This is a genomic window from Dolomitihabitans soli (genome assembly GCF_022213955.1).
Lineage (GTDB): Bacteria > Actinomycetota > Actinomycetes > Streptosporangiales > Streptosporangiaceae > Streptosporangium_A > Streptosporangium_A soli.
Genome location: NZ_JAKNTW010000001.1, coordinates 808,463 through 824,780 on the forward strand (window position 1 = coordinate 808,463; position 16,318 = coordinate 824,780).

Sequence of the window (16,318 nt, forward strand, 5' to 3'; positions counted from 1 at the left end):
TGATATAGCGACATTTCTGGACATCTCAATGCTGCCGTTCCAAGATTGTGGTTTGGGATCTTGGGGGAGTGGGTGACCGGCTCATGGTGTCAAGTGGGCAAGGACTGCCTGCCGAGCTGACGAACTTTGTCGGACGGCGTAAAGAAACCGCTGACGTCCGGCGAACTCTTCAACGTTCGCGTCTGGTGACGGTCACCGGGATCGCCGGGGTCGGCAAGACCCGTGTGGCCCTCAAGGCCGCGGAGAGCATGCGCAGGGCCTTCGCCGACGGCATCCTGCTGGTCGAGCTGTCCAGCCTCACCGACCCCGAGCGGCTGGCGCAGGTCCTGGCGCGGGCCTTCGAGGTGCCCGACCAGTCGCCGCTGGCCGGTGCCGACGTCCTGGCCGCCTACCTCGCGGACAAGCAGCTCCTGCTGGTCCTCGACACCTGCGAGCACCTCGTGGAGGCCTGCTCCCGGCTGGTGCGGACCCTGCTGGCCGCCGCCCCCGGCCTGCGCGTGCTGGCCACCAGCCGGCAGCCGCTCGGCGCGCCGGGAGAGCACAGCCTGATGATCCGCCCGATGGCGGTGCCCACGAAACAGGACAGGGACTCCGTCGCCGCGCTGGCCGGGTGCGAGTCCGTCGCGCTCTTCCTCGACCGGGTCGCCACCGTCGACCCCGAGTTCGAGCTCACCGAGCGGAACGCCGACTCCGTCGCGGAGCTGTGCCTGCGCCTCGACGGGATCCCGCTGGCCCTGGAGCTCGCCGCCGTACGCGCCCGTTCGCTGTCGGTCGAGCGGATCCTGCACCTCATGGACGAGCGGTTCTGGCTCGTCCACGGCGACGCGGACGCCACCGACGCCCGCCACCGGACCATGCAGGCCGCCATCGCCTGGAGCCACGACCTGTGCACCGAGGAGGAACGCCGGCTCTGGAGCGGGCTGTCGGTCTTCCCCGACCGCTTCGACCTGGTGGCCGCCGAGGCCGTCTGCGTCGACGACGACATCCCGGCCGAACGCGTCTATCCGGCGATCGACGGCCTGGTCGGCAAGTCGATCCTGGTCTGTGTGAAGGAGGCCGACCGCACGACGTACCGGATGCTCGACAGCATCAGGGAGTTCGGCGCGTCGCAGATGCGCAGCCCGGAGTGCCGCCGCGTCTTCCTCGCCCGGCACCGGGACCACTACCTGGGGGTGGCCCGCGCCGCCTCGCGGGTGCCGGCGGGCGGCGACCAGGCCGGGCTGTGGTCACAGGTTCGCGGCGAGTGGCCCAACCTGCGGGCCGCGCTGGAGTTCTGCGCCGCCGACCCCGCCGAGACCGACGTCGGCGTGCGGATGGTCACCGCCCTGACGTTCCTGTGGATCGGCTGCGGCATGGCCCGCGAGGGCAGGCACTACATGGACTGGTTCGTCCGGGTCGGGCGGCCGGAGGAGTCGCTGCGGGTGCGGCTGCTCCTGTTGCTGTCCTACGTGCTGGTGGCCCAGGGCGACCTCCGTACCGCCCGGCGGACCCTTGAGGAGAGCGAGCAGCACGCCGTCGCGCACGAGGACCCGCTGTGCCACACGCACCTGGTGAAGATGCGCGGCACCGTCGCGTACGCCGAGGGCGACCTGGCCGCCGCCGACGTGCACCTCACCGAGGCCGTCGGGGTGCGCGACACCAGCGGGACGACCGACATCGTGGTGCTGACGGCGATGGTCGAGCTCGGCATCACCCGGCTGTGGCTCGGCCGGCTGGAGGAGGCCGCCGAGGTGCTGGAGGCGTGCCGGCGGGCCTGTGAGGAGTCGGGCCAGTCATGGGCGCGGTCCTGGGCCGACCTCGGGCTCAGCCTCGTCCTGCGCGCCAGGGGCGACGACACGGGCGCGCTCACCCTCGCCCGCGAGGCGCTCGGCATCCAGCAGCGGCTGCACGACGCCAGCGGCGCCTCCCTCTGCCTCGAACTCGTGGCCTGGCTCGCGGCCGGCCAGGAGGACCCCGTCTGGGTCACCCGCCTCCTGCACGCCTCCCACGGCCAGTGGCGGCAGGTCCGCCAGCCCCTGTACGGCTCGCCGCACTTCCTGGCCGAGCACGCGCAGTGCGAGGAGCGTCTGCGGCGTGCGCTGCCGCCCGCCGAGTACGAGGACGCCGCCGCCGAGGGCAGCGCCATGTCGATGGACGAGGCCATCAGCTACGCCCTCGGCGCCGCCGCCGACAAGCCCGTCGCCGTCACGCCGGCCGAGCCGCCCTCCCCGCTGTCCCCCCGCGAGTGGGAGGTCGCCGACCTCGTCGCCGAAGGACTGACGAACCGGGAGATCGCGCAGCGCCTGGTCGTCGGCCGCAGGACCGTCGACACCCACGTCGAGCACATCCTCGCCAAGCTCGACCTCGCCGCCCGCAGCCAGATCGCCGTCTGGGCCATCCAGCACCGCTGACCCGGGGTGGTCGTGACCGGCCGCCGTCGTCGGGCGAGGGCTGTCGTGGGCGCCGGCCGAGAAGCTGGAGCTCCTGCCGTTGTGGTTCACGTTCACCGTGATGCTGCTTCCCGAGACCGTTCCGTGACGCCGGTCGGCTTTCCGGGCTTCTCGCCGGGGGTCTCGCCCCGCCTGACAGCGGGCGGGCCGGCCGTCCCCCGGGAGAGACGCCGCCTCGTGGGGCTGCGGCGACGGGGGCGAAAGAACGTTCCATAGCGGGTTTCACGGTGTCGGCCGGCGGGGGGTGCCGTCGTGCTAACCTCCGCGACGTGCCCGTGGTGGCGCGCGTCCGGATGCGCGGGACCGCTCCAGGTCCCCGTCCGGCTCGACGGCTTCCAGGGAGGTGGACCATGGCCGAGCGGCGTGCAGGCAATCTCGCGGCCGAGCTGACCAGTTTCGTGGGCCGTGCCGACGAGGTGATGGCCGGGGTGCGCCTCCTGGAGGAGGGACGGCTGCTCACCGTGACCGGGCCGGCCGGGGTGGGCAAGAGCCGTCTCGCCCTGCGCGTCGCCGAGGCACTGCGCCGGCGCTCCCCCGACGGCCTGTGGCACGTGGACCTCGGCTCCGTACGGCCGGCCGTCGCCGGGGACGGTCCCGGCCGGCGTACGGGCACCGCACGGCAGGTCCAGCCGGGGGACGACCCGGTCCGGCAGGCGGGGGACGACCCGGTCCGGCAGGCGGAGAAGGACGCCGCCGCCGTGCCGTCGGATGCCGTCGTGCCGCCGGACGGCGGCGGCGATCCCGTCCGGCAGGCGGCGACCAATCCCGGCGACGGCGTCGCGGCGGAGCTCGTGGCGGTCGTCGCGGCGGCGCTGGGCGTCGGCGGCGAGCTCCGGTCGGCCGACGGGCTGGCGCGGGCCCTGCGCGGGCACCGGGCGGTCATCGTGCTGGACACCTGCGAGCACGTCCGCCCGGAGGCGGCCCGGCTGGTGGAGGCGCTGCTCCTGGGGGCGCCCCGGTTGCGCGTCCTGACGACGAGCAGGCGGCCCCTCGGGACGGACCGGGAGCGCGTGCTGCGGTTGCCTCCGCTGCCCCTCCCCGGTTCGCGCAGCCCCGACCCCGCCTCCCCGTCCGTGGCCCTGTTCGCCGCGCGGGCCGTCGCCTTCGACCCGGAGTTCTCGCTCACGCCGAAGGTGCTGGCGACCGTGGCCGAGATCTGCCGCCGGCTCGACGGCCTCCCCCTGGCGATCGAGCTGGCCGCCGCGCGTACCCGCTCGCTCGCGACCGGGGAGCTGCTCGAACGGCTCGACGACATGTTCACCCTGCCGGCCGGGGCGGGGGCCGCCGCCCAGCCGCGCCACCACGACCTGCGCGCCGCCGTGGCCTGGAGCCACGACCTGTGCGGCGCCGATCAACGATTCCTGTGGACGTGCCTGTCCACCGTCGGCGGCGACTTCGATCTGGAGACGGCGGAGCGGGTGGTGGCGGATGAGGCGGGCCGCGCTCCCGAGGGCTTGGCGGCCGGGTGGGTGGGGGAGACGCTCGCCGAACTGGCGGAGGGCTCCATCGTGCTGGCGGACGGGCCTCGTTACCGGATGTTGGAGACCTACCGGCGGTTCGGGCTGGATCTGCGGGGCGGGACGCCGGTGGCGCGGCGGGCGGAGCCGCGGGTGGACGAGCGCGCGCCCGCACCGGCCGCCGCCGGCGGCGTCCGGATCGGACGGCCGGTCACCGACGTTCTCACGCCCCGGGAGCTTCAGATCGCCGAGCTGATCGCCGAGGGTCTGTCCAATCCCCGGATCGCCGCGCATCTGCTGATCGCCAAGCGTACGGTGGACGCACACGTCCGGAACATTCTCGCCAAGGGCGGGCTCGTTTCGCGTACCCAAGTGGCCACCTGGTTCGCCGAACGCCATCATTGGGCTGACATATAGGCACTTTTCCGGATGTGCGATTACCCCTTCGGCCAGAACACTAAGGGCGGCCAGTGGGTGACGAGATGTGCCAATGTGTTTCCGCAGCGCTCAGGCGCCGAGCGGGAGGGGTCCCCCGCCGCCTGAGGACACAGGGTGGATCGCTCCAGTGTCGGGCGTGACCCACTGGCCAGACAACTTCCCGCCGCTCCCGCCCCGGAGCGGCCGCACGTCCCGGATCTGGTAGGACAGGTCCGTGACCGACCCCACCACCGAGCGAGCCCGCCAGGGCGACCCCCTGTCCACCCCGCGATCCGTGGAATCGGTCGCCCCCAATCCCCGCGAGGCCTCGCCCGAGGAGGTGGCGCCGGGCGGACCGGAGCCCGGGGAGCCGGCGGCGGCGCGGGACGGGCGGGGGACTCAGGGGGAGTTGCTCGCCGTGTCGCCGGCGGGGCAGGCCAAGGCCAAGGGGGTGGCCGAGCCGGCGGAGGTGGCGCCGGTCGCGCGGGTGGCGGTCGACAACCCGCTGCCGCACCTCGACCGTCCCTTCGACTATCTCGTGCCCATGGCGCTCGACGCCGCGGCCGTGCCCGGGTGCCGGGTGCGGGTCAGGTTCGCCGGCAAGCTCGTGCACGGGTTCCTGCTGGAGCGTGTGGAGACCAGTGAGCACACCGGCAGGCTCACGGCGCTCGAGCGTGTCGTCTCGCCCGAGCCGGTGCTGACACCGGAGATCTCTGGCCTGGCACGGGCCGTCGCCGACCGGTACGCGGGCACGCTGGCCGACGTGCTCCGCCTGGCGGTCCCGCCGCGCCACGCCCGGGTGGAGCAGGAGAAGCCCGAAACGCCTCCTGGCGACCTCGCGGGGCAGGCGGAGCCCGAGACACCCGGGGCGGCCGGAGACGCCGTGACGGGCCCTCGCGAGCCCGTTGCGGCCATCGATCGGGAAGGCCGGTGGGACGCCTACCCGATGGGGAGATCGTTCCTGGGGGCGCTGACCGAGGGGCGGGGGCCGCGGGCGGTGTGGACGGCGCTGCCGGGGGTCCGGGGGGCCCGGCCGGAGTGGGCGGAGGCCGTCGCGGCGGCGGTGGCGGCGACGCTCGCGGGGGCGAGGGGCGCCGTGGTGGTGATGCCCGACGGCAAGGACGTGGCCCTCGTGGACGCCGCGCTCGGCGCGGCGCTGGGGGCGGGGCGGCATGTCGCGCTGACGGCGGACCTGGGGCCCGCCGAGCGTTACCGCCGGTGGCTGCGCCTGCTGCGGGGACAGGTGGCGGCCGTGGTCGGCACCCGGGCGGCGATGTTCGCGCCGGTCCGCGATCTCGGGCTGGTGGTGATCTGGGACGACGGTGACGACCTGCACGCCGAGCCGCTCGCGCCGTACCCCCATGCCCGTGAGGTCCTGGCGTTGCGGGCGCACCGGACGGGCGCGGGGATGCTGCTGGGCGGTCACGCTCGTACGGCGGAGGCCACCCAGCTCGTCGCGCAGGGCTGGGCGCGGCCGATCGTCGCCTCCCGGGAGACGATCAGGGCACGCGCGCCCAGGGTGCGCCCGGCCGGCGACGACGCCGAGCTGGCCCGCGACTCGGCGGCGCGCGCGGCGCGGCTGCCCAGCCTCGCATGGCGGGTCCTGCGGCAGGGGCTGGAGAGCGGTCCTGTGCTGGTCCAGGTGCCGCGCCGGGGCTATCTCCCGGTGCTGGCCTGCCAGGGGTGCCGGGCGCCCGCCCGGTGCGTCCAGGCGACCGCGCGGCCGGTCGGCGAGCGCGGCTCCGGATTGTTCGATCAGGAGCCGTCCGGCCTGAGGTTCGCGGGGTCGGGCGTGGTCGGTTTCGGGGCGACCGTGCCGGCGGGGACCGGCCCGCTCAACGGCGGCGTCGCCGGGCTGGGCACCGGCGGAGACGACGGGCCGGCGGGGTCCGCGGGTCTGCCGGAGGAGCCGCGGCTGGCAGGACGGAGGTGCGGCGGGCCGCTGGCGTTGCGGGGCGGGCACAACGCGCCGTACTGCCGGTGGTGCGGCCGGATCGCGGGGGAGTGGCGCTGCCCGTCGTGCGGCTCCGGCCGGGTGCGCGCACAGGTGGTGGGGGCCAGGCGGACCGCGGAGGAACTCGGCAGGGCGTTCCCCTCGGTGCCGGTGCGCACCTCCGGGCGGGACGGGGTGCTCGCCTCGGTGGGGGCGGGGCGCGCGCTGGTGGTGGCGACGCCGGGCGCGGAGCCGGTGGCCGAGGGCGGGTACGCGGCGGCCGTGCTGCTCGACGGCTGGGCGCTGCTCGGCCGGCCGGATCTGCGCGCGGCGGAGGAGGCGCTGCGCCGGTGGATGAACGCCGCCGCGCTGCTGCGTCCCGCCGCCGAACTCGTGGTGCTCGCCGACTCGGGGGTGCCCGCCGTACAGGGACTGGTGCGGTGGGATCCCGTCACGCATGCCGAGCGTGAGCTGTCCGAGCGGTTAGAGCTCGCTTTCCCCCCGGCCGTACGGCTGGCGACGCTGACCGGCTCGCCCGGCGCCGTCAGGGAGATGCTCGCGGAGGCGCGGCTGCCGGGGTCGGCACAGGTGCTCGGGCCCGTCCCGGTGGAGGCGCCGAGACGCGAATCGCCGCAGGAACGTGCACTGGTACGAGTGCCGCGCGGGAGCGGCACGGCGCTGGCGGCGGCGCTGAAGGGCGCCAGCGGGGTGCGGTCGGCCCGAAAGGCGGCGGAGGTTGTACGGGTCTGCGTGGATCCGGTGGAAGGCATCTGATAGGCCCTCTTCGGGGGGCGTATGGGGTGATGCTCGGTTTCCCCGATTCGCCGTGCCCTCAGTAAGCCGTTAGTTTCTCCCTGTGTCGATCGAATGGGTGAATCGAGCCATCGACGATCTGCGTGCCTGGGGGCGCGCGCACGGCGTCGCCGTAGATGTCGACGAGATCCGGCTGCTCTGCGACTACGCCAGCGACTATCTGGAGGTGGGGAAGCTCGGCGACTTCACCCCGGCGACCTTCGAGGAGCTGCTGCTCTCCATCTACCCGCGCAAGGTCATCGCTCCGCCGGAGAGCGCACGGGAGACCCTGGCGGCGGCTCGCCTCCTGGTCGACTTCCTGCAGTCCGCCGGGCAGGTGGGCGGCAACCTCGCGGTGCGGATGCGCGCCACGCTCGACCGGATCGAGCCGGAGATGCCCGCCGCCCTGGCCGACACCTCCCGGTTCGGGATGGCCAAGAGCATCTTCAGCGCCATCGGTCCCGAGTCGCTGGAGCACCCGGAGCCGGTGGCGATCCCCGCGGGTGAGGCGGCCCGCGAGGATGATCCCGGCCAGGAGTTCTGCGACTGCCCGGGATGTTCGCCGCTGCCCGCCGTACGGCTCGCGTCCCGCGCGCACCTCGCCGCCGCGGCGCGCGGCGTTCCCCTGCTCGGCGACCTGCACCGCCTGGTCGACTGGATGGTCGCCGCCGGGCGCACCCCGACGGTCAAGGGCGCGATGCGGGTCAGGGACGTCGCGGAAGCCGCCCGCGAGCTGGAGATCGACGAGCCCCCGCTGCTGTGGGACCTCGCCGTCTACACCGGAGTGGCCGAGGCGCAGGGCGCCGTGCTGACCCTCGACGACGACTACGGCCCGCTCGCCTCCCGCGACGACGACGACACGCTCGAACTGTGGGCCGCCGCGCTGGAGTTCCTGGTGGAGAAGGAGACCGCGGGCCGGGTGACCGGCACGCGTGCCCTCGACGAGGAGCTCTACGACCTGTGCGACATGCTCTACCGGGTGCAGGTGCCCGTGTCGGAGCAGGTCCTGGCCGAGTACCTCGGCGAGATCGACCTCGGCGACGACGACCCGATCGACCTGGACCGCGCGCTGGCTCGGCTGGCCCGCTGCGGGCTGGTGGAGCGGAGCAGGAGCGACCTGGTGTCGCTGACCCCGCTGGCGGTCTGGGGCATGCGGGAGCACTACACCGGTCTCGGCGTCGAGGCGCCCGAGGCGGCGGACCTGGCCGAGGCGGGCGCTCAGGAGCTGATCGAAGGGCTGCTCTCCGGGGTGCCCGCCGAGCTGGCCGAGGAGGACATCGCGCGCTGGCTGCAGCGCAGGGGCGCGGCCGAGGCGGCCGGTGAGCTGCTCGCCGCCGCGGCGGGCGGCGCGCCGGCCGTGGCGAGGGGCATCGCGGTCACGATCGTCGACAGGCTCGGCGCGGAGGCGGAGCCCGCCGTACGGGCCCATCTCGGCGACGCCGAGCTGCGGCCGCACGCGATCCACTGGCTCTCCTCGCGTGGCCTGGTGGCGCCGGTGCTCACCCAGCAGGAGATGCTGTGGGTGAGCGTGGACATGCTCGCGCTCGCCATGCCCGCCGCGGAGGACGACCTGGAGATCTTCGCGGAGAACATGGCCGCCTCCGGCCCGCCCGCCCATCTGATCGAGGAGATGTGGCGGGTCGATCACCCGGACGTCGTGGCGGTCCTGGAGCTGCTCGGACGCTCGCTGTCCGACCGGCAGGTCGCCAAGGCCGCGCGCAAGGCCGCCTTCAAGGCGAGGTCCCGATCGATCCGATGACGTACGCAGCTGTGACTGCCGTGCAGTAAGTTTCCTGAGTGGCAAACAGCGGGAACAAGGGAAACGTCTTCGATCTCGGCGAGTTGCGCCAACTCGTGGATGACCTGGGGGAGGTGCCTCCCGAGGCGCGGACCGCGCTCCTTTCGGAGATCGCGGCCGACGCGGAGGGCTGCGACTGCCCCGACTGCGGCGCGGAGGTGCTGAGTTTCCCTCCGGTCGTGCTGACGGGCGACGCGGAGCTGGCCGCGGCGGTGCTCTCGGTGCCGCTGGTCACCGACGCGCGCAGGCTCGCCGAATGGACGGGCACCCGGCAGGTCACCGCCGAGCGTCTGCTGCCGATCGAGGCGGCCAGGGCGGCCGTCACCGAGCTGGGGCTCCCGGTCGAGGCCGCGGACCTGTCCGCCGCGACCGGCGCGGAAGAGCTGACCAGGCTGCACCTGCTCTGGGTCGTCGCGGTCAACACCGGGCTGCTGCAGATCATCGGCGGCACCGCCTCGCCCGGCCCGCTGGGCCGCTCCGAGCGACTCACCCACCGGGCCATGCTGGAGTTCTGGGACGGCGTGGTGATGGACGTCCTCGACCGCGCCGACGAAGGGCTGACCGGCTCGTCGGTCGTCGACGACCACCTGGCCGAAATGCTCGCGACCATGTACTCCGTGAGCGAGGGCCTCGCCGGGGCCACGTTGGTCAAAGGCATTCTGCAGTCGCACGAGGTGGCCTGCGAGGCGAGCCCGCACGAGATCCGCCGCCTCACCGTCACGCTTCCCGGGGAGCTGGCCGGCGCGCTGGACCTGCTGGCCTACTGCGGACTCATCGAGGGAGCCGGCGAGGGCATGCCGCGGTTGAGCCCCCTGGGGCTGTGGGCCGTGCGCCAGGACCTGCTGCGGGAGGGCCACGACGCGCCCACCCTGGAGGAGGTGTCCGTCTTCGCCGACCTCGACGCCCGCGCGCTGGTCGAGTCGATGCTGGCGGGCGAGGCCGCGCCCAGCGCCGTCGCCGTCTGGCTGGAGCGCCGCGCCCCCGCGGACGCCGCGCGGGAGCTGATCGAGGTGGCCGCCGCCGGCACCCCGGCCCAGCGCGGCACCGCGGGGACCATCCTGGAGGAGCTGGGGCCGGAGGCGGAGGCGCCCGTCCGCGAGGCGCTCGGCGACCCGACCATGTGGCGGTACGCCGCCTCCTGGCTGCACATCCGCGACCTCGAGGCGCCCGCGCTCAGCTCCGCGGACAGCACCTGGGTGGCGGTCGACACCCTCGCCTCCCTGCTCCACCTGGACGGCGGCCCCGAGGAGCCGGCCGGGTTCGACGCGTTCTCCCCCGGTGAGGAGCTGGAGCGGCTGGTGGAGGAGATGCCGGCCGCCGACCACCCCGACGCCATCGCCGTGCTCGACCTGCTCGCCGCCCACCATCCCGAGGAGTCCGTCGCCAAGGCGGCCCGCAAGTCGGCCATGCGCGCCAGGTCGGGCGCCATCGCCTGACCGGCCGTGATCCGCCGAGGCCGTAGACTTGGGAACATCCTCGAGTGAAACGGAGTGGCCCGTTGGCGATTCAGCCGATCCGCCTGTTCGGCGACCCGGTGCTGCGCACCCCCGCGGCCCCGGTGGTGGACTTCGACAAGGAGCTGCGCAGGCTCGTCAAGGACCTCACCGACACGATGATGGACGCGCCGGGAGCGGGCCTGGCCGCTCCGCAGATCGGTGTCGGGTTGCGGGTCTTCACCTACTACGTCGACGAGCAGGTAGGTCACCTGATCAACCCCGACCTCGACCTGTCCGGTGAGACGGACGAGGAGGGCGAGGAGGGCTGCCTGTCCTTCCCCGGGCTCTCCTTCCCGACGCCCCGGGCGATCCGCGCGGTGGCCAAGGGCTTCGACATGCACGGCGAGCCGGTCACCCTGGAGGGCACGGACCTGATGGCCCGCTGCTTCCAGCACGAGACCGACCACCTCGACGGGGTGCTGTTCATCGACAGGATGGACGCCGCCTACCGGAAGCAGGCGATGAAGGCGATCCGCGAGGCCGAGTGGGCCGGCGCGTCCGCCCCCGTGGTCAAGCTCTCGCCGCACGCCACGCAAGGGAAGGCTCTGTAGGAACAGTGCGCCTGGTCTTCGCCGGAACTCCGGAAACCGCGATCCCGTCGCTGCGTGCCGTGCTCGGCTCGCCGCGTCACGAGGTCGCCGCCGTCGTCACCCGCCCCGACGCGCAGTCGGGCCGCGGGCGCAGGCTCCATCCCAGCCCGGTCGCCGAGGTGGCGGAGGAGGCGGGGGTCGAGGTGCTGCGCCCCGCCAAGGCGGGCGATCCCGGATTCCTCGACCGGCTCAGGGAACTCGCCCCCGACTGCTGCCCCGTGGTGGCGTACGGCGCGCTGCTGCCTCAGGCGGCTCTCGACATCCCCCGCTCCGGCTGGGTCAACCTGCACTTCTCGCTCCTGCCCGCCTGGCGTGGCGCGGCTCCCGTGCAGCACGCCGTGCTCAACGGCGACAAGGTCACGGGTGCGTCCACCTTCGAGATCGTCAAGGAGCTCGACGCCGGCCCGGTGTTCGGGGTGGTGACCGAGGAGGTCCGCCTCGACGACACCAGCGGCGGGCTGCTCGGCCGGCTGGCGATCTCGGGTGCCGAGCTGCTGCTGGCCACGCTCGACGGCATCGAGGACGGCACGCTGGCCGCCCGCCCGCAGCCGGGCGACGGCGTCAGCCTGGCCCCCAAGATCAGCGTGGACGACGCACGCGTCGACTGGTCGGCGCCCGCCTTCCGGGTCGACCGGCTCGTGCGCGCCTGCACGCCCGCGCCCGGCGCGTGGAGCGAGTTCCGCGGCCAGCGGGTGAAGCTCGGCCCGCTGCGGCCGACGCCCGACGCCTCCGGGCTGGGGCCCGGCGAGATCCTCGTGGTGAAGAACCGCGTCCTGGTGGGCACCGCGAGCCACCCCGTGGAGCTCGGCGACGTGCAGCCGCAGGGCAAGCGCCTGATGAGCGCCGGCGAATGGGCCAGGGGGGTACGGCCGGCGGACGACGACCTGTTCAAGTGAGCGATGGCAGCGGCAGGCCGGCGGAGAGCGCCGGCGGAGCGCGAGCCGTCGGCGGAGTGAGAGCTGAGGAATGACGCAACGTGGGGGCCAACGCGGTGGCGGCGGGGACGCCGGCCGTGCACGAGCCCGCAAGCCGGTCCGTGACGAGGCCAGGAACACCGCCTACGACGTCCTGCGGGCCGTGGACGAGCGGGACGCCTACGCCAACCTGATGATGCCCAAGCTGATCCGTGACCGGCGGCTCAGCGGGCGTGACGCGGCGCTGGCCACCGAGCTGGCCTACGGGACCCTGCGCGGCCTGGGGTCCTACGACGAGATCATCGCCGCGTGCAGCGACCGGCCGCCCGAGGACCTGGACGCGCCGCTGCTCGACGCGATCAGGATCGGCGTCCACCAGTTGCTCAAGACCAGGGTGCCGCCGCACGCCGCGGTCGGCACCACCGTCGACCTGGTACGGCTCCGCGTCGGCACCGGGCCCTCCCGCTACGCCAACGCGGTGCTGCGCAAGGTCGCGACCCGGTCGCTGGCCGACTGGCTGCCGATCGTCTCGCCCGACCCCGACGACGACCTCGTCGGCAACCTCGCGGTCACGCACAGCCACCCGAGGTGGATCGTCACCGCGCTCCGCGACGCCGTCGGCGGTGACGCGCAGGAGACCGCGGCGTTGCTCGACGCCGACAACGAGCGGCCACGCGTCACGCTGGTCGCCCGTCCGGGACGCAGCACCGTGGAGGAGCTCGCCGAGTCGGGCGCGGCCCCCGCCGCCTACTCGCCCTACGCCGCCTACCTGCCGGAGGGCGATCCGGCCTCGGTGCCGGCGGTCGCCGAGGGGCGCGCCGCGGTGCAGGACGAGGCCAGCCAGCTGGTGGCCCTGGCGCTCACCCGGGTCCCGCTGGACGGCGGAGACTCCAGCTGGCTGGACATGTGCGCCGGTCCGGGCGGCAAAGCGGGCCTGCTCGACGCGCTCGCCGTACAAGGTGGGGGGCATCTGCTCGCCGCCGACCTGCAGTATCACCGGGCCCGCCTGGTGTGGCGGACGACCCGTGACGCGTCGGTGATCGTTGCGGACGGGCTCGCGCCCGCGTGGCGGGAGGGCGCGTTCGACCGCGTCATGCTCGACGCGCCGTGCACCGGGCTCGGCGCGCTCCGGCGGCGCCCCGAGGCCCGCTGGCGTCGCGACCCGGCCGCCGTGCCCGAACTGGCCGCGTTGCAGGGCCGGCTTCTCGACTCGGCCCTCGACGCCGTACGGCCGGGCGGCGTCGTCGCCTACGTGACCTGCTCGCCGCACCTGGCGGAGACCCAGGTGGTCGTGGGCGACGCGATCGGGCGGCGGGACGATGTCGAGGTCCTGGACGCGCGGGAGTTCCTGCCCGAGGTGGACGAGCTGGGACCAGGGCCGCACGCCCAGTTCTGGCCGCACCGGCATGGCACGGACGCGATGTTCCTGGCCCTGCTCAGACGCCGTTCCGGGTAAAGCAGGCCGGGGCGGCGGCCGCGCGGGAGGCAGCCGGCCCGGCAGGCGCGCCGACCGCCGCGGATCCCGGCCGGGTTGTCGCGGGCCGTGCGAGCGTGGCACGACCAGTCCTGTCCCGTAGGCCGTGACGACCTCCCGCGTCCTGTCGCGCAGGGCGAGCCCACTCCATGATCGCCGGTAGCGTGGCAGGACGGGATCACGCCGGAAGGGGGTGGACGTGGACTTCCTCGACGAATTGCACCGTGCCGAGATCGGCCCGATCGTCGCGCTGCAGGGCCTGCCCGGGTGGCTGGAGCCGGTCATGTGGCTGGTGTCACTGGTCGGGACCGACGCGATGGTCCTGGTGCTGCTGTCGGCGGTCTACTGGTGCCTGAGTCCGAGGCTCGGCCTCCGTATCGGCCTGGCGGTTATGTTCTCCGCCACCGTGAACGCGGTCGCCAAGCTGATCTTCCACGAGCCGCGCCCGCCCTGGATCGACGCGCGGGTGCAGGTGCTGTTCGGCGAGGGATCCTTCGGCCTGCCGTCCGGTCACGCCCAGACCGTGGTCGTGGTCGCCGGCGTCGTGGCGATGGCGTTCCCCCGGCGGGCGGTGCGCTGGGCCGCCCTGGCCGTCGTGGCGGTCGTGTCGCTGTCCCGGGTCTACCTCGGCGCGCACTTCATCTCCGACGTGGTCGCCGGCTGGCTGCTCGGCCTGGCCGTCCTGGCTCTGTACGTGGCCGCCGCCGGGCCGGTCGCCACCTGGTGGCGCGGGCGGTCACCGGCCGCCCAGGTGCTGCTGTCGGCGGGGGTCGCCGGCACGTTGCTCGGCGCCGGTCTGCTCGCGGCGCTCGTCCACGAGGGGTGGTCGGAGCCGGCGGCCTGGCTCGCGGGCGGCGCGCGCGATCCGGCGAGCCTGGACCGGCTGTGCGCCATGAGCGGGGCCCTGTTCGGCGCCCTGGTGGGCACCTCGGCCGTCGACCGGCTGGGCTGGTTCGCCGCGGCCGGACCGCCCTGGGCGCGGGTGCTGCGCTGGACGCTCGGGATGGGGGTCGCGGGCGCGCTCTGGCTCGTGGGGAGAGTACTCGGCGACTCGATCGCCGCCGATCTCCTGCGGTACGCCGTGGTGGGCGTCTGGGTGACCGCCGGCGCGCCACTGGTCTTCGTCCGGCTCGGCCTCGCCGGGGTCCCGCCCGCACCGGTACGACGCCCCGGCTGACCTGCGGGCCCGCGCGGTGGCGCCAGGCTGTGGACAGGGCGGGTGGGAGGTGGGCAATAGACTTCTCCCATCATGGCCGTACAGATCTCGCCCAGCATCCTGTCCGCCGACTTCGCCCGGCTCGCCGATGAGGCGGCTGCCGTGCCGAACGCCGACTGGCTGCACGTGGATGTCATGGACAACCACTTCGTGCCCAACCTGACCATCGGCCTGCCGGTCGTCGAGGCCCTGCTCAAGGCCACCTCGATACCCATCGACTGCCATCTGATGATCGAGGATCCCGACCGTTTCGCCCCGGCGTTCGCCGAGGCCGGCGCGGGCAGCGTGACGGTGCACGCCGAGGCCGCCAAGGCCCCGGTGCGCACGTTGCGCCAGATCCGCTCGGCCGGGGCCCGTTCCGGCTTCGCCCTGAACCCGGCCACCCCCGTCGAGCCGTACGAGGACCTGCTCGGCGAGATCGACATGCTCCTGCTGATGACGGTCGAGCCGGGCTTCGGGGGACAGCCGTTCCTCGACGTGGTGCTGCCGAAGGTGCGCCGGGCCCGAGCGCTGATCGCCCGGCACGGCGGCCAGGTGTGGCTGCAGGTCGACGGCGGGGTCTCCGCGACGACCATCGAGCGCTGCGCCGAGGCCGGGGCCGACGTGTTCGTCGCGGGCAGCGCCGTCTATGGGGCCGATGACCCGGCGCGTGCCGTAGAGGATCTGCGCGGGCTCGCGGAGCGGGCGGCGCGACCCTGAGCTGCCGGCCACCGCAGCGGTCCGGCCGCGATTCCGGACCCGGTGCCTGGCTCGGTCGCGGTGCGCCGGCACCGGGTGGGTCAGGTCTGGAGGGCGGGGTCGAGGATGACGTCGTGGCCCGTGGTGGTGGGTTCCTCGGGGAAGTGGCAGGCGGTGAGATGGCCGTCGAGGTCGCCGTCGAGGCGGGTCAGCGGTGGTTCGTCGGTCGCGCAGCGGTCCTGGGCCTTCCAGCAGCGGGTGCGGAACCGGCAGCCGGACGGCGGCTGGATGGGGGAGGGGACGTCGCCGGCCAGCCGGATGCGTTCGCGTGCGGAGCCGTCGGCGTCGGGGACCGCGGACAGCAGCGCGTGCGTGTAGGGGTGGCGGGGGCGTTCGTAGAGTGACCGGCGGTCGGCGACCTCAACGATCTTGCCGAGATACATCACCGCAACCCGCTGGGAGAAGTGCCGCACCACGGCGAGGTCGTGCGCGATGAACAGGAAGGCGATGCCCAGTTCGCGCTGGAGTCCCTGGAGCAGGTTGATCACCTGCGCCTGGATGGAGACGTCCAGCGCGGAGACCGGCTCGTCGGCGATGATCAGCTTGGGTTCGAGCGCGAGCGCGCGGGCCACCCCGACGCGCTGGCGCTGACCGCCGGAGAACTCGTGCGGGAAGCGGTTGTAGTGCTCGGGGTTGAGGCCGACGGTCTCCAGCAGCTCGCGGACCCTGGCGTCGCGCCCGCCGGGCGGCCGGATGTCGTGGATCTCCATCGGGCCGCGGATGATACTGCCCACGGTCTGGCGGGGGTTGAGCGAGGAGTACGGGTCCTGGAAGATCATCTGGATCTCGGACCTGATCGGCTTCAGCTCCCTGCGCGTGGCGTGCGCGATGTCCTGGCCCCGGTAGCGGATGGCGCCCGCGGTGGGTTCGAGCAGCCGGGCGGCGAGCCGGCCGGTGGTGGACTTGCCGCAGCCCGACTCGCCGACCAGGCCGACGCTCTCGCCCGCCCGGACGGTCAGGTCGATCCCGTCGACGGCGTGCACCTTGGCGATCTGCCGCTTGAGGATCAGCCCGCCCATGACGGGGAAGTGCTTGGTCAGCCCCGACATCTCCAGCAGTTCGTC

11 protein-coding genes are annotated in these 16,318 nt (G+C 74.0%); 10 read left to right on the forward strand and 1 reads right to left on the reverse strand.

What is annotated here, in order from left to right; genetic code table 11:
* Positions 1–185 precede the first annotated feature (185 nt).
* From MBA17_RS03685 to rpe, 10 genes are all read left to right on the forward strand, one after another.
* A complete protein-coding gene (locus MBA17_RS03685; protein ID WP_238494784.1) occupies positions 186–2,390 on the forward strand; it encodes an ATP-binding protein in 2,205 nt (734 codons plus the stop codon).
* Positions 2,391–2,779: 389 nt separating this feature from the next.
* The gene (locus tag MBA17_RS03690) at positions 2,780–4,303 is read left to right on the forward strand and encodes a LuxR C-terminal-related transcriptional regulator (RefSeq protein ID WP_238494785.1); all 1,524 of its coding nucleotides are present in this window, start codon (positions 2,780–2,782) and stop codon (positions 4,301–4,303) included.
* A gap of 409 nt (positions 4,304–4,712) precedes the next feature.
* Positions 4,713–7,010: a primosomal protein N' gene (locus MBA17_RS03695; RefSeq protein ID WP_274384944.1), complete on the forward strand. Its 2,298-nt coding sequence runs from the start codon at positions 4,713–4,715 to the stop codon at positions 7,008–7,010.
* Between the two features lie 82 nt (positions 7,011–7,092).
* Positions 7,093–8,787, forward strand: coding sequence for a hypothetical protein (locus MBA17_RS03700; RefSeq protein WP_238494786.1), 1,695 nt, complete (start codon positions 7,093–7,095; stop codon positions 8,785–8,787).
* A gap of 38 nt (positions 8,788–8,825) precedes the next feature.
* On the forward strand, positions 8,826–10,262 hold the full coding sequence (locus MBA17_RS03705) for a hypothetical protein (protein WP_238494787.1): 1,437 nt from the start codon (positions 8,826–8,828) through the stop codon (positions 10,260–10,262).
* A 62-nt stretch (positions 10,263–10,324) separates the two neighbouring features.
* A complete protein-coding gene (gene def / locus MBA17_RS03710) occupies positions 10,325–10,873 on the forward strand; it encodes a peptide deformylase (RefSeq protein WP_238494788.1) in 549 nt (182 codons plus the stop codon).
* Positions 10,874–10,878: 5 nt separating this feature from the next.
* Positions 10,879–11,808: a methionyl-tRNA formyltransferase gene (gene fmt, locus MBA17_RS03715; RefSeq protein WP_238494789.1), complete on the forward strand. Its 930-nt coding sequence runs from the start codon at positions 10,879–10,881 to the stop codon at positions 11,806–11,808.
* A 70-nt stretch (positions 11,809–11,878) separates the two neighbouring features.
* Positions 11,879–13,282, forward strand: a complete 1,404-nt coding sequence (locus tag MBA17_RS03720) for an RsmB/NOP family class I SAM-dependent RNA methyltransferase (RefSeq protein ID WP_238494790.1) — start codon at positions 11,879–11,881, stop codon at positions 13,280–13,282.
* Between the two features lie 217 nt (positions 13,283–13,499).
* Entirely contained in the window at positions 13,500–14,477 is a 978-nt protein-coding gene (locus MBA17_RS03725; protein WP_238494791.1) for a phosphatase PAP2 family protein, read from the forward strand.
* Positions 14,478–14,549: 72 nt separating this feature from the next.
* Positions 14,550–15,215 carry a ribulose-phosphate 3-epimerase gene (rpe, locus tag MBA17_RS03730; protein WP_238494792.1) on the forward strand — a complete coding sequence of 222 codons (666 nt, stop codon included), beginning with the start codon at positions 14,550–14,552 and terminating at the stop codon, positions 15,213–15,215.
* 80 nt (positions 15,216–15,295) lie between these two features.
* On the opposite strand, the gene MBA17_RS03735 is transcribed toward rpe, so the two are convergent.
* Positions 15,296–16,303: an ABC transporter ATP-binding protein gene (locus MBA17_RS03735; protein WP_238495035.1), complete on the reverse strand. Its 1,008-nt coding sequence runs from the start codon at positions 16,301–16,303 to the stop codon at positions 15,296–15,298.
* Positions 16,304–16,318: the final 15 nt, after the last annotated feature.